The sequence below is a fragment of the uncultured Lacinutrix sp. genome (assembly GCF_947500605.1).
In the GTDB taxonomy this organism is placed as follows: Bacteria; Bacteroidota; Bacteroidia; order Flavobacteriales; family Flavobacteriaceae; genus Lacinutrix.
In genome coordinates this window covers 470493-496894 of record NZ_CANMSJ010000001.1, presented here as the reverse complement: position 1 = coordinate 496894, position 26402 = coordinate 470493, and the positions used below count along the sequence as shown (strand labels likewise).

The window sequence follows — 26402 nt, the reverse complement described above, 5'->3', positions numbered from 1 at the left end:
TTACTATTTATATTTTGTTTACCCTAAATGATGCTCATGTATTTGTATGCTATAGTTTGCACTAAAGGTTTCATTTTCAGGTAATTTAATAATACCTTCTTTTTCTGTTATGTTTTGAGATGCATTTTCTTGATCTGCAATGCCTAACCAAGGTTCAATACAAACGTAAGATGCGTTAAGTTTTGCCCAAAGACCAAGGTAATTAAAACCTTTAAAAGTGATATTAAGTATTTCTCCACGCAAATCGTTTACTAAAGCTACTTTTCTAGATTTTAAATCTTTAAAAATAAGTGCATCATTTTTAAACAGATCTGGTTTTAATTGGATGCTATTTTTAGTGTTAAAAACAGGTTTTGTTTCATTTTTAACTAATCCGGTTTGCATATTTAGTAAATGTGTTTTGGATGTTTCTTCGGTTTCAAAAACTAAATTATAGTCGGTGTAATTTTCATCATTATATAAAGGACACTTAAAAGCAGGATGTCCACCAACAGAGAAATAGATGGTTCTGTTATCTTTATTTTTTACAGTATAGTTTATGTTTAAGGTGTTATTATTTAATGTGTAGGTAATAATATATTCAAATTTAAAAGGATATATTTTTAATAAATCTTCGTTATAAGTTAAGCTAAAACTTAGGCTGTTTTTCGTTTCTTTAATAAGTTTAATGTCCTCGCTATGCCTAACAAAACCATGTTTTGGCATGCTGTATTTTATTCCATTATAAAAATAAGTTTCATCTTTTAGCGCTCCTATAATAGGAAAGAGATTAGGAGCAAAGCTTCCCCAAACATCAGGATTTGCATCCCACATAAACTGTGTATTATTTTTAACAGAACTTATTTCGCAAAGTTCTGCACCTACGGGTTTAACCTTAATTTTTAAAATACTATTAGATAATTCGAACATGTTTTTTATATAATCTAATGACTAAAATACTCGTTTTTTTAGCAATTCTGCTTAACTTTACACAACATTTTTTACATTGAGAACAACAGCTAAACATAAAATAACTAATACCGAGGAGTTCAAGCAAAATCTTTTGTCTTGGGCCCAACAGTTTGATGATGTTGTTTGGTTAGATTCTAATTCGAAAGAATTTAAAGAAAATCGAAAGTATTCTAGTTACGATGCTGTTTTGGCAGTAGATGCTTTTACAGCAATACAAACCGATTATTTTAATGCATTCGATAAACTAAAGGAATATTATACCATTACTAAAGATTGGATTTTTGGTTACCTCACTTACGATTTAAAGAACGATACCGAAACATTAAAGTCTAATAATGATGATGGTTTAGCGTTTGCTGATTTGTATTTCTTTCAGCCAAAAAAAATATTTTTAATTAAAGGAAATGTTTTAGAAACAAGATATTTAAAAGCTGTTGATGATGAGTTTGAATCTGATTTAAAAGATATCGAACAATCCAATAATCTAGATGTCGAGCAATCTAACAACAGTAATCCAATAAAAATAAAATTAAAAATACATAAAGACGAATACTTTAATAAAGTAACAAAAGTACTCTCACATATACACAGAGGAGATATTTACGAAGCTAATTTTTGTCAAGAATTCTATGCCGAAAACACAACTATAAATCCTTTAGAAACTTATAATAAGCTTAACACCATTTCAAACGCACCTTTTGCAACTTTTTTAAAAGTAAGACGTAATTATTTGCTTTCGGCTTCGCCAGAACGTTACATAAAAAAGGAAGGAACAAAAGTAATTTCGCAACCCATAAAAGGAACAGCCAAACGTGATCCAGATCATATTATGGATTCTATTTTAAAAAATGACTTGGTAAGTGATGAAAAGGAGCGTAGCGAAAATATAATGATTGTGGATTTAGTACGTAACGATCTCTCGCAAACTGCAACAAAAGGTAGTGTAAAGGTAGAGGAACTTTGTAAAATATACAGTTTTGACCAAGTGCATCAAATGATTTCTACAGTAGTTTCAGAAGTTAAAGACACTACAAGCCCTATAGATATTATAAAAACAACGTTTCCAATGGGAAGCATGACAGGAGCTCCCAAAATTTCAGCAATGAAAATTATTGAAGATTTAGAAGAAACCAAACGTGGTTTGTATTCGGGAAGTGTTGGTTATATTTCACCAAATGGCGATTTCGATTTTAATGTTGTAATCAGGAGTATTCTTTATAATGAAGCTAACCAATACGTTTCTTATTCTGTTGGTGGTGCAATTACGGCAAAAAGCGATCCTATAATGGAATATGAAGAGTGTTTGGTTAAAGCCAAAGCTATGCGAACGGTTTTAGAAAATTAGTTTTTAATAGATAGTAGCTTCTCATATTTGTATCATAAAACATCAATGTATTAATAAACGTTATGTAATGCTTAGCGAATTTTCTCGAATCTTAGTGTAAAAACTTACAAGTATTAAAATCATCATAATTAATATCAAAAAATAGCCAAAAAACGTACATTTACAAAGTGCAAGAAATCTTTATAAAACATATAAATAGTCGGCTTAATTTTCTAAAAGGAAAAAAACTATTAATTACCATTTCTGGAGGATTAGATAGTGTTACTCTTACACATTTATGTAAAGAAGCTAAACTCGATATCTCGCTTGCGCATTGCAATTTTAATTTAAGAGATGAAGAAAGTAATGGAGATGAAGCATTTGTTCTAAATTTAGCCGAAAAATTAGATGTAGAACTCTTTACGCAACATTTTGATACTACTATTTACGCCCAAGAAAACAAGTTGTCTATACAAATGGCAGCTCGCGAATTACGTTACAATTGGTTTCAAGAATTGTCAAATCAGCTTGGTTTCGATTATATTTTAACGGCGCATCATGCCGACGATAATTTAGAAACTTTTCTAATTAATTTAACAAGAGGAACAGGTTTAGAAGGCTTAACTGGAATTCCTGAAACTAATGGAAACATTGTAAGACCATTATTAAAGTTTTCTAGAGAAACAATTCTAGATTTTGCCGAACAACATAAAATTGAATGGCGAGAAGATAGTAGTAACGCATCTACTAAATACTTAAGAAATAAATTGCGCCATGAAATTATTCCGAAGTTAAAAGAAACAAATTCACAATTGTTACAAAATTTCGATGCTACTTTAATGCATTTAAACGATGCTTCAAGCATTGTAGAAGAAAGTGTAAACGCTGTTTTAAAAAGAGCAATTATAGCTGTTAATAATGATGAAATCACCTATGATATTTCAGAATTTATAAAGCTTAAAAACCCAAAAGCATACTTAGTAGAAGTGTTTAAGCCATTTGGTTTTACTGCTTTTGGAGATATTCAAAATTTGTTAACTGCACAGAGTGGAAAGCAAATTTTTTCCGAAACACATAGACTTATAAAAGACAGGTCGCATATAATATTAGCGCCATTACCATCAAACGAAAAAACAGTTTCAATTACTATCCTTAAAGAAGATAAAAACAAATCGATACCAAAAGGAATTTTGTTTTTCGAGGAAGTAAATACAATAGTAAAAGCCTCTAGAAACGAAATTTTTGTAGATATAGAAAAATTAAGTTACCCACTAACTGTAAGAAAATGGAAGGAAGGCGACTATTTCTATCCTTTAGGAGGTAATGGCAAAAAGAAATTGAGCAAGTACTTTAAAGATGAAAAACTATCTTTGTTAGATAAAGAGAAATGTCTTTTATTGTGCTCTAATAATGAAATTGTTTGTGTGCTAAATTATAGAGCAGACGAACGTTTTAAAGTAACAAAAAACACTAATAAAATATTAAAAATATCCTTGAAGGAATGAAGAAAATCTTAGCTTTATTATTCGTATTATTTTCAATGCAAACCATTTTTGCGCAAGTATTAGAACCTGTAAAATGGATTGGTACGGTTGAAAAAATCTCGGACACAGAATATAATTTAATTTATAGTGCTGAAATTGAAGATCATTGGCATTTATATTCTCAAAACTTACCAGAAGGAGGTGCAATACCAACGGAGTTTATTTACGATGAAAATGCAGTCTCTAAAGATTTTGAATTAGTAGGTAAAGCTACAGAAAGTGCAAGCATTACAAAATTTGATAAGGTCTTCGAAATGGACTTGACTTATTTTGATTACGAGGCTACATTTACTCAGAAAATTAAAATACTAAATCCAGATTTAACATCTATTGAAGCGGAAGTAAGTTACCAAGCTTGTGATGATGCTAAATGTATTTTCGAAAGTAAAACCGTCGATTTTCAGATTAAAAGCGATAAAAAAGAAAGTAATATTTTAGATCCAGTAAAATGGACGTCGTCTATTTATTCGCTTGGAAATAATGAGTATGAGATTGCTTACACAGCAGTTTTAGATAATAAATGGCACATTTATTCTCAGGATAATAAGGACCCAATGGGACCAATACCTACAGAGATTAATTTAAAAAACGATAATAAAGATTTTAAATTAATAGGAGGATTAAAAGAATCTAAGAGTATTAAAAAGTTTGAAAAAGCTTTCGATATGGATGTTAAATACTTTTCTAATGAGGCTGTTTTTACTCAGAAAATAAAAGTATTAAACACAGATTTAAAAACAATTGAAGCAGAAGCTTATTTTCAAGCGTGTGATGATGAAAAATGCTTAGCTCCAACTTATTTCGACTTAAAAACCAATTTAGCAGATGCTACCCCAAAATCAGCATCAGATGATGAAGTTGTATTAGATATTGACTCTTCTTCAGATAGTGAATCTAAAGGTTTATGGGGAATATTTTTTATTGCTTTCCTATCAGGTTTTGCGGCATTACTAACACCTTGTGTATTTCCAATGATACCAATGACTGTTAGCTTTTTTACTAAACAAAGTAAATCTAAAGCAGCAGGTATTAAAAATGCCATTATTTATGGATTATGTATTATAGTAATTTATCTATTATTAGGTACTGCTGTTACAGGAATTTTTGGAGCCGATGCCTTAAATGCGTTAGCAACAAATGTTTGGTTTAATATTATTTTCTTTATTCTTTTAGTTGTTTTTGCATTCTCCTTTTTAGGAGCTTTCGAAATTATGCTGCCAAATTCTTGGGCTAATAAAGTAGATTCTCAAGCTAATAGAGGTGGTATGGTTGGTATTTTCTTTATGGCTTTAGCTTTAGCTATTGTTTCTTTTTCATGTACAGGACCAATTGTAGGTACGCTTTTAGTAGAAGCTGCTTCTAAAGGTGGTTTAGCTCCAATTATAGGAATGTTAGGATTCTCATCTGCAATTGCATTACCATTTGCATTGTTTGCTGCTTTTCCAGGTTGGTTAAACTCGTTACCAAAATCTGGTGGTTGGTTAAACACAGTAAAAGTGGTCTTAGGATTTTTAGAATTAGCATTAGCTTTTAAATTTTTATCGCAAGCAGATTTAGTATTACAAATGCACTTATTAGAAAGAGAAGTATTTATTGCTATTTGGATTGCCATTTTTGGAACATTAGCATTATATCTTTTTGGTAAAATTCAATTACCACACGATTCGCCTTTAAAACATATTTCTGTTGGTAGGTTAAGCCTAGGATTAATAGTTTTAACGTTTACAATTTATATGATTCCCGGACTTTGGGGAGCGCCATTAAATTTAATTAGTGCGTTTCCACCACCTTTAGATTATAGCGAATCTCCTTATGGAGTTGGTAACTCTAAAGGAGGAGGTAGTGCAAGCGCAGACCATTCAGATTTACCAGAAGGTGCACATTTATTAGCACCACACGATATTTTAGCATTTAATGATTACGATTTAGGTTTAGCTTATGCTAAAAAAGTGAATAAGCCAGTAATGATTGATTTTACAGGTTGGGCATGTGTAAACTGCCGAAAAATGGAACAAAACGTTTGGCCCAAACCTGAGATATTAAACGCATTAAAAAATGATGTCGTTTTAATCTCTCTTTATGTGGACGATAAGAGACCTCTTGAAAAGGATGAAATAGTAGACTCTAAGCTTAGAGAAGGCAAACAACTTAAATATATTGGTCAGAAATGGAGTGAGTTTCAAACCATTAAATACAAGTCGAATACACAACCATATTATGTGTTAATGGACCACAACGAAGAAAATTTAATAAAACCTGTTGCTTTTACTCCAGATGCAGATGAGTATTTTAATTGGCTAAAAGCAGGAATTCAAAATTTTAAATAATAAAAAAAGGTCTTGCTGTAGCAAGATTTTTTTTTACAATAATATTAGTAGAATGAAAACAATTCAAGGTAACATAGTAGATATCCCAAACAAGCGTATCTACAAAGGAGAAGTAACTATTAAGGAAGGAAAGATTGTTTCTATTATAGAAAAAGAGCATAACGTAAATCATTTTATATTACCTGGTTTTATAGATGCACATATTCATATTGAAAGCTCTATGTTGGTGCCTAGTGAGTTTGCAAAACTGGCTGTAAAACATGGTACAGTTTCAACAGTTAGCGATCCACACGAAATAGCAAATGTACTTGGTGTAAAAGGAGTGGAGTTCATGATTGAAAACGGAAAAAAAACACCGTTTAAATTCAATTTTGGCGCACCTTCTTGTGTGCCTGCTACTAGTTTTGAATCTGCCGGAGCAGTTATAGATTCAGAAGATATTAAAACCTTAATGGCAAATCCGGATATTAAATACCTTGCCGAAATGATGAATTATCCAGGTGTGCTTTTCGATGATGAAGAAGTGCTTAAAAAAATAGCTTGGGCAAAACATAATAATAAACCAGTAGATGGTCATGCGCCAGGATTAAGAGGAGAAGATATTACAAAATACATTGCTGCAGGAATTTCTACAGATCACGAGTGTTTTACTTACGATGAGGCTTTAGAAAAGCTTCAAAAAGGCATGAAAGTTATTATTAGAGAAGGAAGTGCTGCCAAAAACTTTGAAGCTTTAATAGATTTATTACCAGAACATTTTGAAAACATGATGTTTTGTAGTGACGATAAACATCCAGACGATTTGCTTTTAGGACACATAAACAAAGTTTGTGCTAGAGCAGTAGCAAAAGAGATAGATCTTTACAAAGTGCTTCAAGCCGCTTGTATTAACCCAATAAAGCATTACAATCTAGATGTTGGAACCTTACAAATTGGTGATGCTGCAGATTGTATTATAGTTGAAGATTTAAAAGATTTTAAAACACTTCAAACCTATATAAACGGTGAGTTGGTTTACGACTTCGGAAAAGTAAATATTAAAGATGTAGCGTTCGAAAACCTTAATAATTTTAATTGTGACAAGAAAGACGTTTCAGATTTTAGATTTGAATCTTCAGCTGAAAAAATTCGCGTTATAGAATGTTTGGATGGCGAATTAGTAACAAACGAAATCATTGTAGATAGTCTTATTGAAAACGGAAACTTAATTTCTAATACGGAAAACGATGTTTTAAAAATGACGGTTGTAAACAGGTATAATAATGCAAAACCAGCAATTGCTTTTATTAAAAACTTTGGGTTAAAAGAAGGTGCAATTGCAAGTTCAGTTGGTCATGATTCTCATAATATTATAGCAGTTGGAGTAGATGATGCTTCCATTTCTAAAGCGGTTAATTCAATAATAGAAGCAGAAGGTGGAATTTGTGCCGTTAATACTTCCGAAGAAAAAACAGTAGCATTACCAGTTGCTGGAATTATGAGTGATAAAAATGGTGAAACTATTGGTAAACAATATGCAGAGCTCGATAAAATGGCAAAACAAATGGGCTGCACTTTAAATGCTCCTTACATGTCATTATCTTTTATGGCTTTGTTAGTTATTCCTGCTTTGAAGTTGAGTGATAAAGGGTTATTTGATGGTGGAAGTTTTAAATTTACTAGTCTAGAAGTTTAAATATAATTACCTTTATTATTATAAAGAATTAACAATGAACAAAAAAATAGGTTTTATTTTCGTTTTTATACTATGCTGTTTCACAGCTTTTGGGCAAATAGGGTTTCAAGAACAAATTGTATATGATAATGCTTCAAATCCATCTGGAGCTGTAGCTGTTTATGCTGCAGATCTAGATAACGATGGAAACATGGATTTGATTTCTTCTGATTATTATGGTAAAATATATTGGTTCAGAAATACAGATGGGCAAGGTACTTTTGGCTCTCATCAAACCATAACAGTTAATGCAGAAAAATTTGAATCAATCTATGCTTCAGATATAGATAATGATGGAGATATGGATGTGATTTCAGCTTCTAAAGACGACAATAAGATTGCTTGGTACGAAAACACAGATGGTCAAGGTACCTTTGGTGCTCAACAAATTATTGCAACTCTAGATCAAGCTGGTTTAGTTTATGCTGTAGATATAGATAACGATGGAGATAGTGATATTCTTGCAGCAGGCTATAGTAATGATGGTGAAGTAGTTTGGTACGAAAACATAGATGGACAAGGTGCTTTTGGTTCTGAACAAATTATAGCGTCTAATATAAACTTAATAAGTACTATTGACACAGCAGATATTGATAACGATGGTGATATAGATGTTCTTTTTTCTTCCACTAACGATAGTAAGGTTGTTTGGTTTGAAAACACAGATGGTCAAGGTACTTTTGGTACTCAACAAATTATAGCTTCAGGAACTACAGGACAAACTTCTTATGTTAGAACTTTTGATATTGATAATGATGGAGATATAGATGTATTTGCTCAAAAAAGCACTGAGATTGTATGGTATGAAAATACAGATGGGCAAGGTGCTTTTGTACTACATCAATCTGTAACTGTTTCATCTGGTACTAGTTTAATTAATCTTACAGATATAGATAGTGATGGTGATATGGATGTGCTTTTTTATGATTCTTATAATGTATCATGGTTCGAAAACACAGATGGTCAAGGAACTTTTGGAGCAGAACAAATTATCATTTCAAGTATAGACTCTATTGGTGGAGTTTTTCCAGTTGAAATAGATAACGAAGAAGGTATAGATTTAGCCGTTATTTTTAGACAAAACAGTAATCCTGGTTATTTAAAGTGGTATAAAAACACAGATGGTCAAGGTACTTTTTCTTCTCAACAAACTTTAGGAAGTGAATCAACTTTATCAGGCGTTTCATCTATTTATACTGCAGATATAGATAATGATGGTGATTTGGATGTGCTCTCAGCATCAATATTTAATAATAGTGTAGCTTGGTATGAAAACACAGATGGGCAGGGAACTTATGGAAATTTACAAGTAATAAATAATAATGCAGATGATACTACGTCGGTTTATGCCGCAGATTTGGATAACGATGGAGATATAGATGTACTTTCTGCTGCTCGAGAGGATGGTTATGTTTCTTGGTATGAAAATATAGATGGGCAAGGCACTTTTGGTACAGAACAAATTATATCAAATGGGCTTTACTATCCTATGTTAGTTTATGCCGTAGATATAGATAACGATGGTGATATGGATGTGCTTATGGGATCAATAGATGATGGTGTCACCTCTTCTTTTGATGAAACTCTTATATCTTGGTACGAAAATACAGATGGACAAGGTACATTTGGCCCTAAACAAACGATATCAAATAATGATAGTCCTCTAGTAATTTCCGCTACAGATATTGATAACGATGGAGACATGGATGTGCTTTCTGTATTATATAATATGGTGGTTTGGTACGAAAATACAGATGGACAAGGTGCATTTGGCCCCAAACAAATTATCACAACACAAGATGCTGATACTGCTTATGCTGTAGATATTGATAATGATGGAGATATGGATGTGTATTCTGCTTCGGAAAACGATAATAAAATTGCTTGGTACGAAAACACAGATGGACAAGGTGCATTTAGTGCTGAACAAATTATAACAACTAATGCGCAAGGTGCTATATCAGCTTATGCAGCAGATATAGATAACGATGGTGATATGGATATATTTTCTATTACCTTAGACGATGATAGTCTTGTTTGGTACGAAAACACAGATGGTCAAGGAACTTTTGGTTCTCAGCAGGTTATTGCTACAACTGGATTTAATGGAGCTTCCTCTTTACATGCAGCAGATATTAATAATGATGGCAACATTGATTTGCTTTCTTCTAAAGATCTTTCGTTTTCTGAACCATCAGAAAAGATTGTTTGGTACAAAAATTTAGGGATTTCATTTAATGAAATTAATGGTGAAATACGTGTGGACTTAGATGGAAACGGCTGTAGTGTATTAGACAACACATTGAGTAATATAATGATTAACACTAATAATGGTACTCAAGATGTAGCTACATTTTCTTTAAACAATGGTAGTTATCAACTATTTGTAGACCAAGGAGATTTTACAACTACTATTTCTAATTTGCCTAATTATTATGTATCTAGCCCTATTTCTCAAGTGTCAAATTTTGCTGGTGTAGATAATATTGATACAATAGATTTTTGCATAGAACCAATAGGTTCAATAAACGACCTAAACATTTCAGTTTATCCATCTATAAACGAACCAAGACCAGGTTTTGATGCTACTTACCAAATAATATATAATAATGTAGGCACAACACAATTAAGTGGAAATGTAACATTCGAGTTTGATGATGCAAAGTTAAATTTCTTAAACGCAAGCGAAACAATAGTTTCACAAACAGCAAACACTTTAACCTTTAATTTTACAGACTTAAATCCATTTGAAACAAGAACAATAGATTTAGAATTTAATGTATTTGCACCACCAACTACAAATATTAATGATGTTTTAGTATCAACAGCAACAGTAAATCCTGTTACAGGAGATAACACAGCAGATGATAATGTTTTCACACTTAACCAAACCGTAATTGGTTCTTACGATCCAAACGATATTAGAGTTTTGGAAGGTGAAGAAATATTATTAGCAGATGCAGATAAGTATTTACATTATATCATCCGTTTTCAAAATACAGGAACAGCAAGTGCTATAAACGTTAATGTAGAAAACATTTTAGATAGTAAACTAGACTGGACAACCATGCAATTAGAAAGTTTAAGCCATACTGGTAGAGTAGAAATTACAAATGGTAGTATGGTTAAATTTATATTTGATAATATTAATTTACCAGATAGTACAAGCGACGAAACTAATTCTCACGGTTTTATAGCTTATAAAATAAAACCCAAAACAAATGTTGTTATTGGAGACATTTTTAATAATACTGCAGATATTTTCTTCGATTTTAATCCAGCAATTGTTACAAACACAGTAAACACAGAAATAGTTAATACATTATCTGTAAAGAATTTTGAAACATCAAGTTTTTCAATATTCCCTAATCCAGTAAATAACATATTAAATATAGAAGGAGAAATCGTTATAGAATCTGTTGCTGTTTACGATATTAATGGAAGGTTATTAAATACAATAACTTCAAAAAGTAAAAAAGCTAAATTAGATGTTAGTAATCTATCTCAAGGCTTATACTTTTTAGAGATAAAATCAGGAAATAAACAAGAATCATTAAAGTTTATAAAAAAGTAATTTTTACTTTAATAATTTAAAATCTAAACCTTTCAGTTTTAAAACTGAAAGGTTTTTTTGTTACTTATCTTTGTGCTTACATTTCAATATTAAAAGCCCTTTTAAAACAGCAAACTAAATGCCAATCCTAACCACAACATACAAGCCTAAATTTATATTTAGAAATGGACATTTGTCTACCATTTACTCTGGACTATTAAGAAAAGTTGAAGGTGTTACCCAAAAGCGTGAGCGTTTAACGTTACCAGATAACGATTTTTTAGATTTAGATTGGAGTTATACAACCCAGCAAACAAACCAATTACTAATTGTTTTACATGGTTTAGAAGGCAATGCGCAACGTCATTATATGCTAGGTTCTGCTAAAGTGGCAAACCAAAATAATATAGATGTGGTTTGCGTTAACTTTAGAGGTTGTAGTGGGGAAGTTAATAAGAGTTTTCAATCGTATCATTCTGGTAAAACAGACGATTTAGCTTCGGTTTTAAAATACATAACAGAGCATTTTCATTATGATACTATTTACCTAAAAGGTTTTAGCCTTGGCGGTAATGTTATTTTAAAATATTTAGGAGAGAATAATCAAGTTCCAAAACAAGTAAAAGGAGCAGTAACGGTTTCAGTTCCTGTATTTTTAAGAGGCTCGTTAGAGAGATTAATGTCTGCTGAAAATGTATTGTACTCTAAAAAGTTTTTAAAAAACTTAAGAGATAAACTAAAGGAAAAGCAACAATTATTTCCGCAGAATATAAAAAATAAAGACTTAATAGAGATTAAAACATTAAAAGATTTTGATGATTTTTACACCTCTAAAGCACATCATTTTATTGATGCTTACGATTATTACGAAAAGTCGAGTAGTCTTCAGTTTTTAAAAGGAATTAAAATACCAACGCTATTAATAAATGCACAAAATGATTCTTTTTTATCTAAAGAATGCTATCCAATAGAATCTGCTAAACAGAATAAGCATTTGTATTTAGAAATGCCAAAATATGGAGGACATGTTGGTTTCTACGATTCTGAAAATATTTATTATTCTGAAAAAAGAATGATAGAGTTTATAAGTAAATTATAGATATTTAAGTAGTTAGTGTTCAATTTTATTGGTTTTAAAGATTATTAATCATGTAATTTTCCTACATTTAGTTTCTAAACCAACCATTTATGCTTAAAAAAGTATTTGCCAGTGCTGTCTTTGGAGTCGAAGCTTCTACAATAACTGTAGAGGTTAACGTTAATTCCGGAATAGGATATCACCTCGTAGGACTTCCAGACAATGCCATTAAAGAAAGTAACTATAGAATTGCAGCTGCATTACAAAATAATGGATACAAGATTCCTGGCAAAAAAATAACTATTAACATGGCGCCTGCCGATTTACGCAAAGAAGGTTCTGCCTACGATTTAACTTTAGCAGTAGGTATTTTAGCAGCATCTAAGCAAATTCAAGCTGATGATTTAGAAGATTATATAATAATGGGAGAGCTTTCCTTAGACGGCAGTTTACAACCTATTAAAGGTGCTTTGCCAATAGCGATAAAAGCACAAGAAGAAGGTTTTAAAGGATTTATATTGCCTATCCAAAATGCAAAAGAAGCAGCAATAGTTAGTGATTTAAAGGTTTATGGTATAGAAAACATTAAGCAAGTCATTAATTTTTTCAATAAAGGTGAAGCTATAGAGCAAACCATAATAAACACAAGAGAAGAATTTTATAAGAATTTAGATTATCCCGATTTCGATTTTGCCGATGTAAAAGGACAAGAAGGAATTAAACGTTGCATGGAGATTGCAGCGGCTGGAGGTCATAATATTATTTTAGTTGGTCCTCCTGGAGCAGGAAAAACAATGTTAGCCAAACGTTTGCCAAGTATTTTACCGCCAATGTCGTTAAAAGAAGCGTTAGAAACTACAAAAATACATTCGGTTGTTGGTCGTGTAAAAGCAAATTCAGGATTAATGGCTCAGCGTCCGTTTAGGAGTCCACATCACACAATTTCAAACGTTGCACTCGTAGGCGGCGGCAGTTATCCGCAACCAGGAGAAATATCTTTATGCCATAACGGTGTTTTGTTTTTAGATGAATTGCCCGAATTTAAGCGAGAAGTTTTAGAGGTAATGCGACAGCCTTTAGAAGACAGAGAAGTCACTATTTCTAGAGCAAAATTTACAGTTACTTATCCTTCATCTTTTATGTTGGTTGCAAGTATGAATCCTAGTCCGAGTGGTTATTTTAACGATCCAGATTCTCCAGTAACTTCAAGTCCTGCAGAAATGCAACGCTATCTAAGTAAAATATCTGGACCATTGTTAGATAGAATTGACATTCATATAGAAGTTACTCCTGTGCCTTTCGATAAATTATCAGACGATAGAAAAGCAGAACCATCAATAGATATAAGAAAACGAGTTACAGAAGCCCGTGAAAGACAGACAGAACGATTTAAGGAATCTGAAACAGTACATTACAATGCACAAATGCATGTAAAACAAATTCGTACACATTGTAAATTAGACGATGCTTCAAAAACATTATTAAAAACGGCTATGGAACGTTTAAATCTTTCTGCAAGAGCTTACGATAGAATTTTAAAAGTATCGAGAACTATTGCAGATTTAGAAGGCGCACAAGATATTAATGGTAGTCATTTAAGTGAAGCCATTCAATATAGAAGTTTAGATAGAGAAGGTTGGTTGGGTTAGTAGTAAATAAAATAGAGGTAAAATTGTATAATGATAAAATAACAGTATTGTTTCGGACTAAAAGTGATAGAATATAAAAATAATTAAGCAAAAACTGTTAAATATTTATATATTCACATCTTTTATTAATTTAAACGCTATTAATTAACGAAACAAAACTATGTCTATACCTAAAGGAATTATTACAGCTGGTGAAGCTCAAGATTTAAGCGACAATTGGACAAAACTAAGATCTAGAGAAAACAACACAGCTGCTGGTAAACCAGATAATCGCTCGTCTTGGTATTCGCTGGACGACATGCAAGATTTCTTAAATCTAATTAAAGAAGAAAATAAAAATGTAAACGGAGTTCGTTTTTATTTAGGTACTGAAACTACCCAAAAAGATCCTAAAGGCTTAACAACTATTTTTATGGTACCAACAGAAGCTGATGGTAAAGGAAATAATAAAGATATTCCTAATGCAAAAGGAATGGATAGAGGAGAACAAGGAGATCCAGTACAGAATGGATACCCTCAATAAAATTTCATGTTAGAGTTTTTAGTTTATTATAATAGTTTAATTACTCATAGTGTAGAAGGTTTGGCTGCAATTACTGGGCTTTTTTGTTTAAAAAAGTATAAAGGTACTGCTGCCATTTTTTTTATATGGTTATTGCTTTATCTCTTTTTGATTGATGTTTTAGGAATGTTCCCTAAATATTATAATACTTTCGACTTTTTGGAGCCAATAAAAAACAGTGTTTTTAGAGGGAATAATTGGTGGTTTACTGTATTTTTTGATATAATTGCTGTCTCTTTTTTCGCTATTTTGTATCAAAAGATTTTACAAAATCAGATTTTTAAATCTATAATAAAATATATAGCATTAGCCTATTTTATTTTTGCGCTAGGTTTAATTTTTTATAATGTAGACGCTCTCTTTAAATCAGCATATACTATTTTGTATGTATTGCAAGCAATAGTTATATTATGCTGTGCATCACTTCATTTTATTGAGATTCTTAAAGGAGATAAAATTCTATACTTTTCAACATCATTATATTTTTATATAAGTGCTACTATTTTTTTATGGTGGCTTGTTATGACAGCGTTAGTGTTTTTTGAAAAGTATTATGTTTTAGAAGATAAAAACTTCGTTTTATTAAAAAGAAGTATTTACATTTTCTCAAATATTTTTATGTATTCAATTTTTTCCATAGGATTAATAGTTTCGCAACCAGAAAAGAAGTAGTAGTCATTTTTTTTTATTACTTTTAAATCGCTATTAATTTTAAAATTATATCTATGATGTAAACTTTAGTATTTATTTTTTTAATATAAATACTAATTAATTTGTAATAAAACCTTTATTGCATTTATGACTAACTTTTAAACTAAAAAAAATGAAAATCTTAATTGGGCTTGTATTAGGCCTACTAATAGGAATACTAATTATGTACTTCTATTGCTGCAAAAACAATGTTGGAGCTTTACCAACACAAGATCCTCCAAGAGGATTAATATCAACAACAGAAGCAAAAGCTTTAAACGATAATTGGACAGACTACAGAAAACATGTTAATGATTCTGTTGCTTTTGGAGGTGTAGATAATCGCTCTTCTTGGTATTCTATAGAAGATATTAAAAGCTACTTATCTATAGTTGAAGGTGAGAATAATAATATTACAGGTATTAGGTTTTATTTAGGTGTTGATGATAGTTTAGGTAAAGGTGGTAAAACAACCATTTTCATGGTGCCAACGGTACCAAACCCAGATTATAAACCTGGAGAAAACGATCCAAATAATGACGATCCTTTAGCTAAAGGTTTGGATAGAGCAGGAGGAGGAATGCCTCCAGGACAAGGATATCCAAATTAAATCTATTGGAAAATTTTTTAATAAAATACTATATGTTTATCATTTATGGTATTCAATTAGTAGCAGTTGTTGCAGGACTTATTTTTTATAAGAAATATAAAGCAACACCTGTTACTTTTTTTATTAAAATAATTTTTTACTTATTTCTTGTCCAATTTTTAGGAAGCTACGCTCATTATTATGATACTTTTGATTTTTTAAACTCCATATATAACTCAGTATTTAGAAATAATTATTGGTATTTCACTATTTTTTTTGATATTGGTGCAATTGTATTATTTTCAATTTTTTTTCAAAGAATACTTACTGTAAAGCTTCATGTAAAAGTTTTGAAAATAGCCACTTATTTATTTGTTTTTTTTGCTACGGTTTATTTATTAGTAAATTATCAAAAGTTTTTTTACCAATACTTCTCTTTATTACAAATTATCGGAGCTTTAGTTATGATACTTAGTTCGGTACTTTACTATTTAGAATTACTACAAAGCAATACAATACTTAAATTTTATAGTACTATTTATTTTTATATAGCTAGTGCAATATTTGTCTGGTGGATAATTACAACTCCAATTTCATTTTTTGATTTATACACTAGAGGTAGTGATTGGAATTTTATATTTTTAGAATGGCAAATTTACTTATTCGCTAATTTTTTTATGTATCTAGTATTTACGATAGGCTTAATAGTATCAAAACCAGAAAAATAAAAACATAAAGTTTTGATTCTTCGTTTTAGAATACTACATTTATAATTAACTTAAACTATTAATAAATATGAAAAAACTAAATTATTTAGTCTATTAGTATCACTGTGTTTGCTTGTACCAAAGATGAATCAGTAGAAACCGAAACCTCTACAAAAAAGGAAATTATTGCGCCATCTGGTGTAATTTCTCTCGAGAGAGCCAAAGTCTTAAATGATGAATGGACAAAATCAAGAGCATTTGAAATGAATAAGTCAAGGACTTAACCAGACAATAGATCTGGTTGGTGGTCATTAGAAGACATGCGTAATTATTTAGACTATGCAGAAAATCAAGCAACAGAATTAGGTTACGAAATGGATGGTGTTCGTGTGTATTATGCAGCTTATCCTGAAAATGATGGAAGCGAAAATGCAGGAAACTCTACAATTTTTATGGTGCCAACAGGAGATAGTTTTACTAACAAAAATGGAGAATTTTTAAGACCAGATAGTTATGGAAGTGGTGATATTCCAGGTGCTGATGGACTTAATAGAGGTCATGATGGTATGCCACCAGGACAAGGTTATCCAGATTGATTTATACAAACATTAAGAATGAGCAGTTGTAATATTTATAGCTGCTTTTTTTATACCTTAAATTTTGAGTAAATTTAATTTTATCTAAACCTTAAAAGATCGAGTTGTAAAATTAAAGCGTATTTTTGTAATGCTATTAATCCTACAACTTAGTGCTAGAATTTATAACAAAGAATTTTAATTTTATAAGCTATTTTTTTGAGTTTTTAGCAATGCTCACAGGACTCTTATGTTTAAAAAAATACAAAGGCACAACAACTACATTTTTTATTCTATTTTTAATTTACATTGTACTAATAGATTTTACAGGAGCTACTTTTTTTTATGATAATAATTTTAAGCTAACCACATACCTTAGAAGTATAGGCTTTAATAGTATGTCTTGGTATAACTTGTTTTGGATATTTGGCACAGTATTATTAATACTATATTACATATATAGTGTATTACGTAATAATATTAATAGAAGATTTATTCTTGTTTTAGGTGGCGTATATTTTGTGCTCATGCTAAGTCATTTTTATATTTATCCAAATGTGTTTTTTAAAGCGCATGATTCTTATTATCAATTTACGGGAGCATTTACTTTATTAATTGGGTGTTCAGTCTACTTTATAGAATTAATTAATTCTGAAACTATTTCAAATGCTTTAAAAACATATAGTTTTTATGCTTTAAGCGCAATCTTAATATGGTGGCTTATAGTTACTCCAATTTTATTTTTTGAAGCATATAATACCGTTGTAGACTTCGATTTTGTCTATTTAAAAAGACGCATTTTTGTTTTTGCCAATATCTTTATGTATTCTTGTTTTGCTATTGGCCTTATCATTTCTAAACCACAACCTCATTATGTATAATTTACTAATGCTATCCTCTATATTTCAAGAGGTGAAAAAATCCACTTCCGCAGAACGCTATTTATTAATCTATATGATTGGTGTTTTAGTAATAGTAACCGCTTTGGTTATTTTGTTTTTTATTGTTTTTCAGAAAAGGAAAAACAAATTACTGATTGATAAAATTAAGCAACAGCAAGCTTTTGAGGAAGAATTAAGTAATGCACAAACCGAAATACAAGAACAAACTTTAAAAAATATTGGTTGGGAACTACACGATAATGTGGGTCAATTACTAGCTGCTGCAAGTATGCAAATGAACATACTAAAAACACAAGTTAGTGATGATGTAAAAGAGAACTTTACCGAAGCTGCAAGTACTGTAAAAGAGAGTTTAAAAGAAGTGAGAATGTTATCTCGTTCTTTAAATAATGAAGTTGTTTTAAATATTGGATTTGAACAGTCTATTGAAAATGAATTAAATAGACTTAAAAAATTAAGATTTGCTACTGCAGAATTGCATGTCAAGGGAGAGATTGTACCTTTTAAAAATACAAAGCATGAAATTATTATTTTTAGAATACTTCAAGAATTCTTTTCTAACACGGTAAAATATTCTCAAGCTAAAAATTTATTAGTAAAATTAAATTATTTAGAAGATAAGCTTGTAATAGTAGCAAGTGACGACGGAAAAGGTTTCGATATGGATACTGTAGAAAAAGGATCAGGATTACTTAACATGAAAAGCCGTGCAGAACTGATTAATACAGAGTATAATCTAAGTTCTAAGGTTGGTGAAGGTGTTGTATTAGAAATAAAGTATCCTTATAATCATGAAAAGAAATAATATATTTCCTTGATTATAACCATTTCAAAATCTTCTTGACCTTTTTTAACTTTCCTGTATAAGGAGCATAACGTACCGGTAAATCTAACCAGTTTCCTTTTTTAACAACTGCTTTTTGGTGAGAAAAAGTATCGAAAGATAATTTACCATGGTAAGCACCAATACCACTATTACCAGTACCGCCAAATGGTAATCTATGGTTAGCAAAATGAACAACAGTATCGTTAATACAGCCACCACCAAAAGAGAATTTTTCAATTACTTTTTTAGCTTTCGCTGAATTTGTGCTAAACACATAAAGCGACAATGGTTTTTCGTATTTAGAAATTATGGTTTCAATTTCTGCTTCATTTTTATAAGAAATAACAGGAAGTATTGGACCGAATATTTCATCTTTCATGACTTCACTGTCTAAACTTGGTTCATCTATAAGAGTAGGAGAGATGTATAATGTTTTGGCATCTGTTTGTCCACCTATAATGCAGTTCTCGTTTGTAAGCATTCCATTTAAACGCTCAAAATTCTTTTGGTTTACAATACGACAAAAATCTTCTGATGCTTTAGGATTGTTAGTATAAGCTTTTTCAATTTCAGCCCTCATAGCTTTATAAAAAGCTTCTTTTTTATTTTGGGCAATTAATATATAATCTGGAGCAATACAGGTTTGTCCTGCATTTAAAAATTTACCCCAAACAATACGTTTGGCAGTTAGTTTTATATTTGCTGTTTCGTCTATAATACATGGATTTTTACCACCTAATTCTAATGTTATTGGTGTTAGATTTTCAGCTGCAGCTTTAGCAACAATTTTACCAACATTTACACTTCCTGTAAAGAAAATATAATCCCAACGTTGTGCAAGTAGAGTAGTAGATACATCTACACCACCTTCAACAACACAAACATGTTCTGGTTTAAAAACAGTTTTAATAATTGTGTTTAATAACGTTGAAGTATTTGGAGTAAGTTCACTCGGTTTTAATACAACCGTATTTCCTGCAGCAATAGCAGCTACCATTGGAGCAATTGCTAATTGATAAGGATAATTCCAAGGTGCAATGATTAGTGTTTGTCCATAAGGCTCAGAATACAATTTGTCTGTAGACGGAAAGTTCATTAAAGCAGGTAGTACTCGCTTAGGTTTAGACCATTTAGAGATGTTTTTAATCATTAAATCTAAATCTGAAAGGACAACTACCGTTTCTGTTAAAACAGACTCGAATGCGGGCTTTTTAAAGTCTTTAGCTAAAGCTTCAATGATATCGTTTTCACGTTTTATAAGCTCCGTTTTAAGTCTTTTTAAAGCTTGTTTTCTAAAAGCAATAGATTTTGTTTCTCCAGTTTTAAAATATTCTTTTTGAGATTGTAATAATTTAGGGATCATAAATAGTTAATTAAAAAAGTAAGTTACGCTTTTAAAACGGAAAGCTATTGTAACAAAATCTTAAACTTTTAACTATAAGCAAGCATTCCAAATTGGATCTTTAGGTAGAGGAGCAGTTATGTTTAATTTTTCTTTAGAAACAGGATGTGTAAACTGTATGTTTCTTGCATGAAGACTAATACTGGCATCTTTATTACTACGATCGAAACCATATTTTAAATCACCTTTTATTGGAGAGCCAATAGTAGATAGCTGTACTCGTATTTGGTGATGACGGCCGGTTTCTAAATTTACTTCTAATAAGAAATAATTATCTAAAGTCTTAATTGTTTTATAATGAAGAATAGCTTTTTTGCTATCTGGAACCTCGTTAATATGTGCTCTAGATTTATTGTTTTTAGGATTCTTTATAAGCCAATTAATAAGTGTATCACTATCTTTTTCAGGCTTATTTTTTACTAAAGCCCAATAGGTTTTAGAAATATCTTTTGAAACAAATAATTTATTTAATCGAGGTAAAGCTTTACTGGTTTTAGCAAATATAACCAAGCCAGTAGTTGGTCTATCAAGCCTATGTACTGTTCCTAAATATACGTTTCCAGGCTTATTGTATTTCTCAGCAATATATTCCTTTACAACATCGCTTAAAGGTTTATCTCCAGTTTTATCGCCTTGTACAATATCACCAGCACGTTTATTAACTACAATAATGTGATTGTCTTCGTAAATAACCTGAAGGTTGTCTTTTGTAGAAATGATTTTTGCCACTAATTTGTTTTAAAAGAATAAATTAAAATTAGAGAATCTAAAGGATTTATCAAAAATCGTACAAAGATTCTCTGAGTTTACACAGAACTATTCAGAGATGAGTAAATACTGAATACTAGAAACTGAACATTATTTAATACTGCTCCTCATCATTAGGAAAATCACCACTTTTTACATCTTCACCATATTGTGTGAATGCGTTGGTCATTTCTTCATATAAATTCATGTAACGTCTTAAAAAACGCGGATTGAATTCATGTGTCATACCAATCATGTCATGTGTTACTAAAACTTGTCCATCGACACCGTTGCCAGCACCAATTCCAATTACAGGAATAGAGACGCTCTCGGCAACTTCTTGTGCTAATTTAGCAGGTATTTTTTCTAAAACAATTGCAAAACAACCTGCTTTTTCAAGCATTAAAGCATCTTCTTTAAGTTGTATCGCTTCTTCTTCTTCTTTAGCACGAACAGTGTAAGTACCAAATTTATAGATAGATTGTGGTGTTAAACCTAAATGTCCCATAACAGGAATTCCAGCATGTAAAATACGTTTGATAGAGTCTTTTACTTCTTTACCACCTTCCATTTTAACGGCGTGTCCGCCAGATTCTTTCATAATTCTAATGGCAGAACGTAAAGCTTCTTTTGGGTCACTTTGGTAACTTCCAAAAGGTAAATCTACAACTACTAAAGAGCGATCAATAGCACGAATAACAGAAGAAGCATGATAAATCATTTGATCTAAAGTAATAGGTAATGTTGTTTCGTGTCCAGCCATGACATTACTAGCAGAATCACCAACCAAAATAACATCTATTCCGGCTCCATCAACAATTTTTGCCATAGTATAATCGTATGCAGTAAGCATGGAAATTTTCTCTCCTCGCTTTTTCATATCGACTAATGATTTTACCGTTACTCTTTTATATTCTTTTTTTGCTACTGACATTTATTTTAAATTAAGATAGACTGTAAAAATACTAAATTTACTTACTCAATAGTTCTATCTTATGATTAATTCGATTAGATCTATTTAATTGTGTATCGCTATTCATTCTATTTTAGGATGAGTTAGACTCTAACAGTCTGCCATGTTAACGCGTACTGCCAAACCTCCTTCGCTAGTTTCTTTATACTTGTTGTTCATATCCTTAGCTGTTTCCCACATAGTCTCAACAACTTTGTCTAATGGTACTTTTGCATTTTTAGGATCTGTATCTAAGGCTAATTCTGCTGCATTAATGGCTTTAATAGCTCCCATTGCATTACGTTCTATACAAGGAATTTGCACTAATCCGCCAATAGGATCACAGGTTAAACCTAAGTGGTGTTCCATAGCGATTTCTGCGGCAATCATAACTTGTTCTGGAGAACCACCAAGTAATTCTGTTAAAGCAGCAGCTGCCATTGCAGAACTTACACCAATTTCGGCCTGACAACCACCCATAGCGGCAGAGATAGTGGCACCTTTTTTAAATATACTTCCTATTTCTCCTGCAACTAATAAAAATTGTTTGATGTGTTTAAAATCTGCTTCATGGTTTTCTATTACCATATAGTACATTAAAACCGCAGGAATAACGCCAGCACTACCATTAGTAGGAGCAGTAACCACACGACCTAGCGATGCGTTTACTTCGTTTACAGATAATGCAAAGCAACTTACCCATTTTAATATTTGCCTAAATTTAACCTCACTTTGTCTTATAGATTGCAACCAATCTTGAGAAGTAACATAAGGCATTTCAATATTTAAGTTTTTATGCATATCGTAAGCACGACGTCTTACATTTAGTCCTCCCGGTAAAGTACCTTCGGTATGGCAGCCTGTAAACATACAATCTAGCATAGTCTGCCAAATACGTTGCAATTCGTGATCTATAGTTTTATCGTCTCTAAGGGAGCGTTCGTTTTCTAAAACAATTTCAGAAATGGTTTTATTTTCACTCTTACAAAAAGCTAATAATTCTGTTGCTTTATCTACAGGAAAAGGAAATTCACTTTTAAGTTCTTGGTTTTCGGCATCTACGGTACGTTCTTCTTTTATAACAAATCCACCACCAATAGAGTAGAAGGTAGATTGATGTATTTCGGTATTCATACTAAAGGCAGTAAAAGTAATGGCGTTAGAATGAAAAGGGAGAAACACTTTGTTGAATACAATCTCAGATTGCATATCAAAGTCAATAATCTTTTCGTTACCTAAAACAAGTTTTTCAGTATTTGTAATCGAAGCTATAATAATATCTATAGTTTCGGTAGGTATATATTCTGGATCACTACCGCTTAAACCTAGCATAACAGCTAAATCGGTAGCATGCCCTATTCCTGTTAAAGATAAAGAACCATATAAGTCTACTTGAATTCTGGTAACAGTATTAAAGACATTATCATCTTTTAATTCTTGTAACCAACGTTCGGCAGCACGCCAAGGTCCTAAAGTGTGGGAACTCGATGGCCCAACACCAATTTTTAGCATATCGAAAACTGAAATACATTCCATAATTACTATATCGTTTTAGTAACACAAATATAGTTTATTGTTTATGTTTAAAACATAAAAAAACAGCTTTGATTATTAACATCAAAGCTGTCTGCATTTATTTTATAATGACTACTATTTTAACGTTTAGTAAATGCTTTAATATTATATTGTGTCATAACTGCCTCTAAATTAGTGTTAGAAGTTTTTCCAACATTATCTGCAGGTACAACCACAACTCTAAATACTTGGTTTTGTGTGTATGAACTATCTAAAAGAGAAAAATCTGTTGTGCCGTCTAGAAAAAATCTAACATCGGTTTGTGTAAAGTCATAATTATAAACCAAATCACCGTCATCAAACTGAACCGTTTGTGGCATAAGTCTCCAAACATCTTGTCCGTTAACTGTTTCCCATAATATATAGACTAACGTAACGTCTGTTGGTAACACTTGGAAACCATAAGCTTCAAAGTATTCATAATTGTTAGTTTGGTTAAGGTCTAATTCAATTTCAAAAGCTGAAGAAGCTATAATGGCACCATCGAAACCTCTAGGTCCTTCTGGACCTTCGCAAGACGTTAATAATAAAGTGATTACAGTAATTACCGATAATATACGTTTCATAATATTTAATTTTTTAATAAATATATCAAAACTAATACCAAAGTAGCGCCAAATAGATATAATTTATAAATAATAAGATATGACATCATGTCACATTTTTTCTAATGGCATAATCATTGTCTTTATGCAATCGTAAATAATTAATATAATTTATTTCGCATTAAGCGGAAAACATAAAACAAATAAAGATATGAGTAAGATTATTGGAATCGATTTAGGAACTACCAACTCTTGCGTTTCTGTAATGGAAGGTAACGAGCCAGTAGTTATCCCTAATGCAGAAGGTAAAAGAACAACACCATCTGTAATTGCCTTTGTAGAAGGAGGAGAAATTAAAGTTGGAGATCCAGCAAAAAGACAAGCAGTAACTAACCCAACAAAAACAGTTTATTCGGTTAAACGTTTTATGGGTAACAAGTACACTGAGTCTAAAAAAGAAGCAGAACGTGTACCATACAAAGTAGTAAAAGGAGATAATGACACACCACGTGTTGATATTGATGGTCGTTTATATACGCCACAAGAATTATCTGCAATGGTATTACAGAAAATGAAAAAAACAGCTGAAGATTACTTAGGAGCTTCAGTATCTGAGGCAGTAATTACTGTACCAGCATATTTTAACGATGCACAACGTCAAGCAACTAAAGAAGCTGGTGAAATTGCAGGATTAAAAGTACGTCGTATTATCAACGAGCCAACAGCAGCAGCTTTAGCTTATGGTATGGACAAAAAAGGAGTTGATCAAAAAATCGTTGTTTTCGATTTTGGTGGTGGAACGCATGATGTATCTATCTTAGAATTAGGAGATGGTGTATTTGAAGTTTTATCTACAGATGGTGATACACACTTAGGTGGTGATGACGTAGATCAAAAACTTATTGATTGGTTAGCTGATGAATTTAACGCTGAAGAGTCTATGGACTTACGTAAAGACCCAATGTCTTTACAACGTTTAAAAGAAGCTGCAGAAAAAGCTAAGATTGAGTTATCTGCTTCAGAGCAAACAGAAATTAACTTACCTTACATTACAGCTACTGCATCTGGACCAAAACACTTAGTACGTACTTTAACACGTTCTAAATTCGAGCAGTTAATTGACGATTTAGTAAAAAGAACAATAGAGCCTTGTGCAACAGCTTTAAAAGCAGCAGGATTATCTAAAAGTGATATCGACGAAGTAATTTTAGTTGGTGGATCTACACGTATCCCAGCAGTACAACAAGCAGTAGAAAAGTTCTTTGGAAAAACACCTTCTAAAGGCGTAAACCCTGATGAAGTTGTTTCTTTAGGAGCAGCAATTCAAGGTGGAGTTTTATCTGGAGATGTTAAAGATGTATTACTTTTAGATGTAACACCTTTATCATTAGGTATCGAAACAATGGGTAACGTAATGACGAAACTTATTGAAGCAAATACAACGATTCCTACTAAAAAATCTCAAGTATTCTCTACAGCAGCAGATAACCAACCTTCAGTGGAAATCCATGTATTACAAGGTGAAAGAGCTATGGCTGCAGATAACAAAACAATTGGACGTTTTCACTTAAGTGATATTCCACCAGCACAAAGAGGAGTTCCTCAAATTGAAGTAACTTTCGATATCGATGCAAATGGAATCATTAAAGTTTCTGCTACAGATAAAGCAACTAACAAGACTCAAGATATCCGTATCGAAGCGTCTTCTGGTTTAACTGAAGAAGAAATTAAAGCAATGAGAGCTGATGCTGAAGCAAATGCAGAAGCAGATGCAAAAGCAGCAGAAAATGCTAAGAAATTAAACGAAGCAGATTCTATGATTTTCCAAACAGAAAATCAATTAAAAGAATTTGGTGATAAAATATCTGACGATAAAAAAGCACCAATTGAAGAAGCTTTAGCTGAATTAAAAGTAGCTTACGAAACTAGAGATGTAGCAGTTATTGAGCCAGCTTTAGATAAACTTAACGAAGTTTGGAAAGTAGCTAGCGAAGAAATGTACAAAGCACAAGCAGATGCTCAAGGTGGAGCAGCTGGACCAGATGCAGGAGCAGGAGAACCAGCTCAAGCAGAAAGTGACAATGTAGAAGATGTAGACTTCGAAGAAGTTAAATAATCTTTTTGTCATTCCGTACTTGATGCGGAATCCATAAATATTAAAAACGCAACCATTAATTTGGTTGCGTTTTT

General features: G+C 31.5%; 21 protein-coding genes. 15 read left to right on the top strand and 6 right to left on the bottom strand.

The window, feature by feature from the left end:
* Nucleotides 1–18: 18 nt before the first annotated feature.
* Nucleotides 19–909, bottom strand: coding sequence for an aldose 1-epimerase family protein (locus Q0935_RS02260; protein WP_299382001.1), 891 nt, complete (start codon nt 907–909; stop codon nt 19–21).
* Between the two features lie 76 nt (nt 910–985).
* Between Q0935_RS02260 and Q0935_RS02255 the strand changes: the two genes are divergently transcribed.
* The 14 genes from Q0935_RS02255 (at nt 986) to Q0935_RS02190 (ending at nt 18970) form a co-directional block, all read left to right on the top strand.
* Nucleotides 986–2296: an anthranilate synthase component I family protein gene (locus Q0935_RS02255; protein ID WP_299381999.1), complete on the top strand. Its 1311-nt coding sequence runs from the start codon at nt 986–988 to the stop codon at nt 2294–2296.
* Nucleotides 2297–2463: 167 nt separating this feature from the next.
* A complete protein-coding gene (gene tilS, locus Q0935_RS02250; protein ID WP_299381997.1) occupies nt 2464–3780 on the top strand; it encodes a tRNA lysidine(34) synthetase TilS in 1317 nt (438 codons plus the stop codon).
* Nucleotides 3777–6146 (top strand): protein-disulfide reductase DsbD domain-containing protein, encoded by a 2370-nt coding sequence (locus Q0935_RS02245; protein ID WP_299381994.1) that lies wholly within the window; start codon nt 3777–3779, stop codon nt 6144–6146. Before tilS ends, Q0935_RS02245 begins: the two co-directional genes overlap by 4 nt.
* Before the next feature lie 52 nt (nt 6147–6198).
* Nucleotides 6199–7821 (top strand): adenine deaminase, encoded by a 1623-nt coding sequence (ade, locus tag Q0935_RS02240; RefSeq protein WP_299381992.1) that lies wholly within the window; start codon nt 6199–6201, stop codon nt 7819–7821.
* A 34-nt stretch (nt 7822–7855) separates the two neighbouring features.
* Nucleotides 7856–11434, top strand: coding sequence for a T9SS type A sorting domain-containing protein (locus tag Q0935_RS02235; RefSeq protein WP_299381991.1), 3579 nt, complete (start codon nt 7856–7858; stop codon nt 11432–11434).
* A 118-nt stretch (nt 11435–11552) separates the two neighbouring features.
* Nucleotides 11553–12512, top strand: a complete 960-nt coding sequence (locus tag Q0935_RS02230; RefSeq protein ID WP_299381989.1) for an alpha/beta fold hydrolase — start codon at nt 11553–11555, stop codon at nt 12510–12512.
* Nucleotides 12513–12601: 89 nt separating this feature from the next.
* Nucleotides 12602–14140 carry a YifB family Mg chelatase-like AAA ATPase gene (locus Q0935_RS02225; protein ID WP_299381987.1) on the top strand — a complete coding sequence of 513 codons (1539 nt, stop codon included), beginning with the start codon at nt 12602–12604 and terminating at the stop codon, nt 14138–14140.
* 160 nt (nt 14141–14300) lie between these two features.
* A complete protein-coding gene (locus Q0935_RS02220) occupies nt 14301–14663 on the top strand; it encodes a hypothetical protein (protein ID WP_299247348.1) in 363 nt (120 codons plus the stop codon).
* Nucleotides 14664–14669: 6 nt separating this feature from the next.
* A complete protein-coding gene (locus Q0935_RS02215) occupies nt 14670–15374 on the top strand; it encodes a hypothetical protein (RefSeq protein WP_299247351.1) in 705 nt (234 codons plus the stop codon).
* Nucleotides 15375–15525: 151 nt separating this feature from the next.
* On the top strand, nt 15526–16002 hold the full coding sequence (locus Q0935_RS02210; protein ID WP_299247354.1) for a hypothetical protein: 477 nt from the start codon (nt 15526–15528) through the stop codon (nt 16000–16002).
* Nucleotides 16003–16007: 5 nt separating this feature from the next.
* Nucleotides 16008–16709, top strand: coding sequence for a hypothetical protein (locus tag Q0935_RS02205; RefSeq protein WP_299381985.1), 702 nt, complete (start codon nt 16008–16010; stop codon nt 16707–16709).
* A gap of 299 nt (nt 16710–17008) precedes the next feature.
* Nucleotides 17009–17284, top strand: a complete 276-nt coding sequence (locus tag Q0935_RS02200; protein ID WP_299381983.1) for a hypothetical protein — start codon at nt 17009–17011, stop codon at nt 17282–17284.
* Nucleotides 17285–17496: 212 nt separating this feature from the next.
* Nucleotides 17497–18144, top strand: coding sequence for a hypothetical protein (locus tag Q0935_RS02195; RefSeq protein WP_299381981.1), 648 nt, complete (start codon nt 17497–17499; stop codon nt 18142–18144).
* Nucleotides 18137–18970: a histidine kinase gene (locus Q0935_RS02190; RefSeq protein ID WP_299381979.1), complete on the top strand. Its 834-nt coding sequence runs from the start codon at nt 18137–18139 to the stop codon at nt 18968–18970. The genes Q0935_RS02195 and Q0935_RS02190 overlap by 8 nt, the downstream gene beginning before the upstream one ends.
* Nucleotides 18971–18983: 13 nt before the next feature.
* Here the strand turns inward: Q0935_RS02190 and Q0935_RS02185 are convergent, their stop codons facing one another.
* The 5 genes from Q0935_RS02185 to Q0935_RS02165 form a co-directional block, all read right to left on the bottom strand.
* A complete protein-coding gene (locus Q0935_RS02185) occupies nt 18984–20354 on the bottom strand; it encodes an aldehyde dehydrogenase (RefSeq protein WP_299381977.1) in 1371 nt (456 codons plus the stop codon).
* A 72-nt stretch (nt 20355–20426) separates the two neighbouring features.
* A complete protein-coding gene (locus Q0935_RS02180; protein WP_299381975.1) occupies nt 20427–21122 on the bottom strand; it encodes an RluA family pseudouridine synthase in 696 nt (231 codons plus the stop codon).
* A 133-nt stretch (nt 21123–21255) separates the two neighbouring features.
* Nucleotides 21256–22074: a 3-methyl-2-oxobutanoate hydroxymethyltransferase gene (gene panB, locus Q0935_RS02175; protein WP_299247378.1), complete on the bottom strand. Its 819-nt coding sequence runs from the start codon at nt 22072–22074 to the stop codon at nt 21256–21258.
* 129 nt (nt 22075–22203) lie between these two features.
* Nucleotides 22204–23628 (bottom strand): L-serine ammonia-lyase, encoded by a 1425-nt coding sequence (locus tag Q0935_RS02170; protein WP_299381973.1) that lies wholly within the window; start codon nt 23626–23628, stop codon nt 22204–22206.
* A gap of 119 nt (nt 23629–23747) precedes the next feature.
* Complete coding sequence (locus tag Q0935_RS02165) at nt 23748–24233, bottom strand: hypothetical protein (RefSeq protein WP_299381971.1); 486 nt, start codon at nt 24231–24233, stop codon at nt 23748–23750.
* A gap of 148 nt (nt 24234–24381) precedes the next feature.
* On the opposite strand from Q0935_RS02165, the gene dnaK reads away from it, so the two are divergent.
* On the top strand, nt 24382–26328 hold the full coding sequence (gene dnaK / locus Q0935_RS02160) for a molecular chaperone DnaK (protein WP_299382331.1): 1947 nt from the start codon (nt 24382–24384) through the stop codon (nt 26326–26328).
* Nucleotides 26329–26402 lie beyond the last annotated feature (74 nt).

Excerpts from the sequence above, each read along its gene's own strand:
- Q0935_RS02220 (WP_299247348.1), top strand. The coding sequence starts at position 14,301 with ATGTCTATACCTAAAGGAATTATTACAGCTGGTGAAGCTCAAGATTTA.
- Q0935_RS02190 (WP_299381979.1), top strand. The coding sequence starts at position 18,137 with ATGTATAATTTACTAATGCTATCCTCTATATTTCAAGAGGTGAAAAAA.
- Q0935_RS02260 (WP_299382001.1), bottom strand. The coding sequence starts at position 909 with ATGTTCGAATTATCTAATAGTATTTTAAAAATTAAGGTTAAACCCGTA.
- Q0935_RS02165 (WP_299381971.1), bottom strand. The coding sequence starts at position 24,233 with ATGAAACGTATATTATCGGTAATTACTGTAATCACTTTATTATTAACG.
- panB (WP_299247378.1), bottom strand. The coding sequence starts at position 22,074 with ATGTCAGTAGCAAAAAAAGAATATAAAAGAGTAACGGTAAAATCATTA.
- Q0935_RS02245 (WP_299381994.1), top strand. The coding sequence starts at position 3,777 with ATGAAGAAAATCTTAGCTTTATTATTCGTATTATTTTCAATGCAAACC.
- Q0935_RS02230 (WP_299381989.1), top strand. The coding sequence starts at position 11,553 with ATGCCAATCCTAACCACAACATACAAGCCTAAATTTATATTTAGAAAT.
- Q0935_RS02235 (WP_299381991.1), top strand. The coding sequence starts at position 7,856 with ATGAACAAAAAAATAGGTTTTATTTTCGTTTTTATACTATGCTGTTTC.
- Q0935_RS02200 (WP_299381983.1), top strand. The coding sequence starts at position 17,009 with ATGCGTAATTATTTAGACTATGCAGAAAATCAAGCAACAGAATTAGGT.
- Q0935_RS02170 (WP_299381973.1), bottom strand. The coding sequence starts at position 23,628 with ATGGAATGTATTTCAGTTTTCGATATGCTAAAAATTGGTGTTGGGCCA.
- Q0935_RS02185 (WP_299381977.1), bottom strand. The coding sequence starts at position 20,354 with ATGATCCCTAAATTATTACAATCTCAAAAAGAATATTTTAAAACTGGA.
- Q0935_RS02215 (WP_299247351.1), top strand. The coding sequence starts at position 14,670 with ATGTTAGAGTTTTTAGTTTATTATAATAGTTTAATTACTCATAGTGTA.
- Q0935_RS02210 (WP_299247354.1), top strand. The coding sequence starts at position 15,526 with ATGAAAATCTTAATTGGGCTTGTATTAGGCCTACTAATAGGAATACTA.
- Q0935_RS02195 (WP_299381981.1), top strand. The coding sequence starts at position 17,497 with ATGCTCACAGGACTCTTATGTTTAAAAAAATACAAAGGCACAACAACT.
- ade (WP_299381992.1), top strand. The coding sequence starts at position 6,199 with ATGAAAACAATTCAAGGTAACATAGTAGATATCCCAAACAAGCGTATC.
- Q0935_RS02225 (WP_299381987.1), top strand. The coding sequence starts at position 12,602 with ATGCTTAAAAAAGTATTTGCCAGTGCTGTCTTTGGAGTCGAAGCTTCT.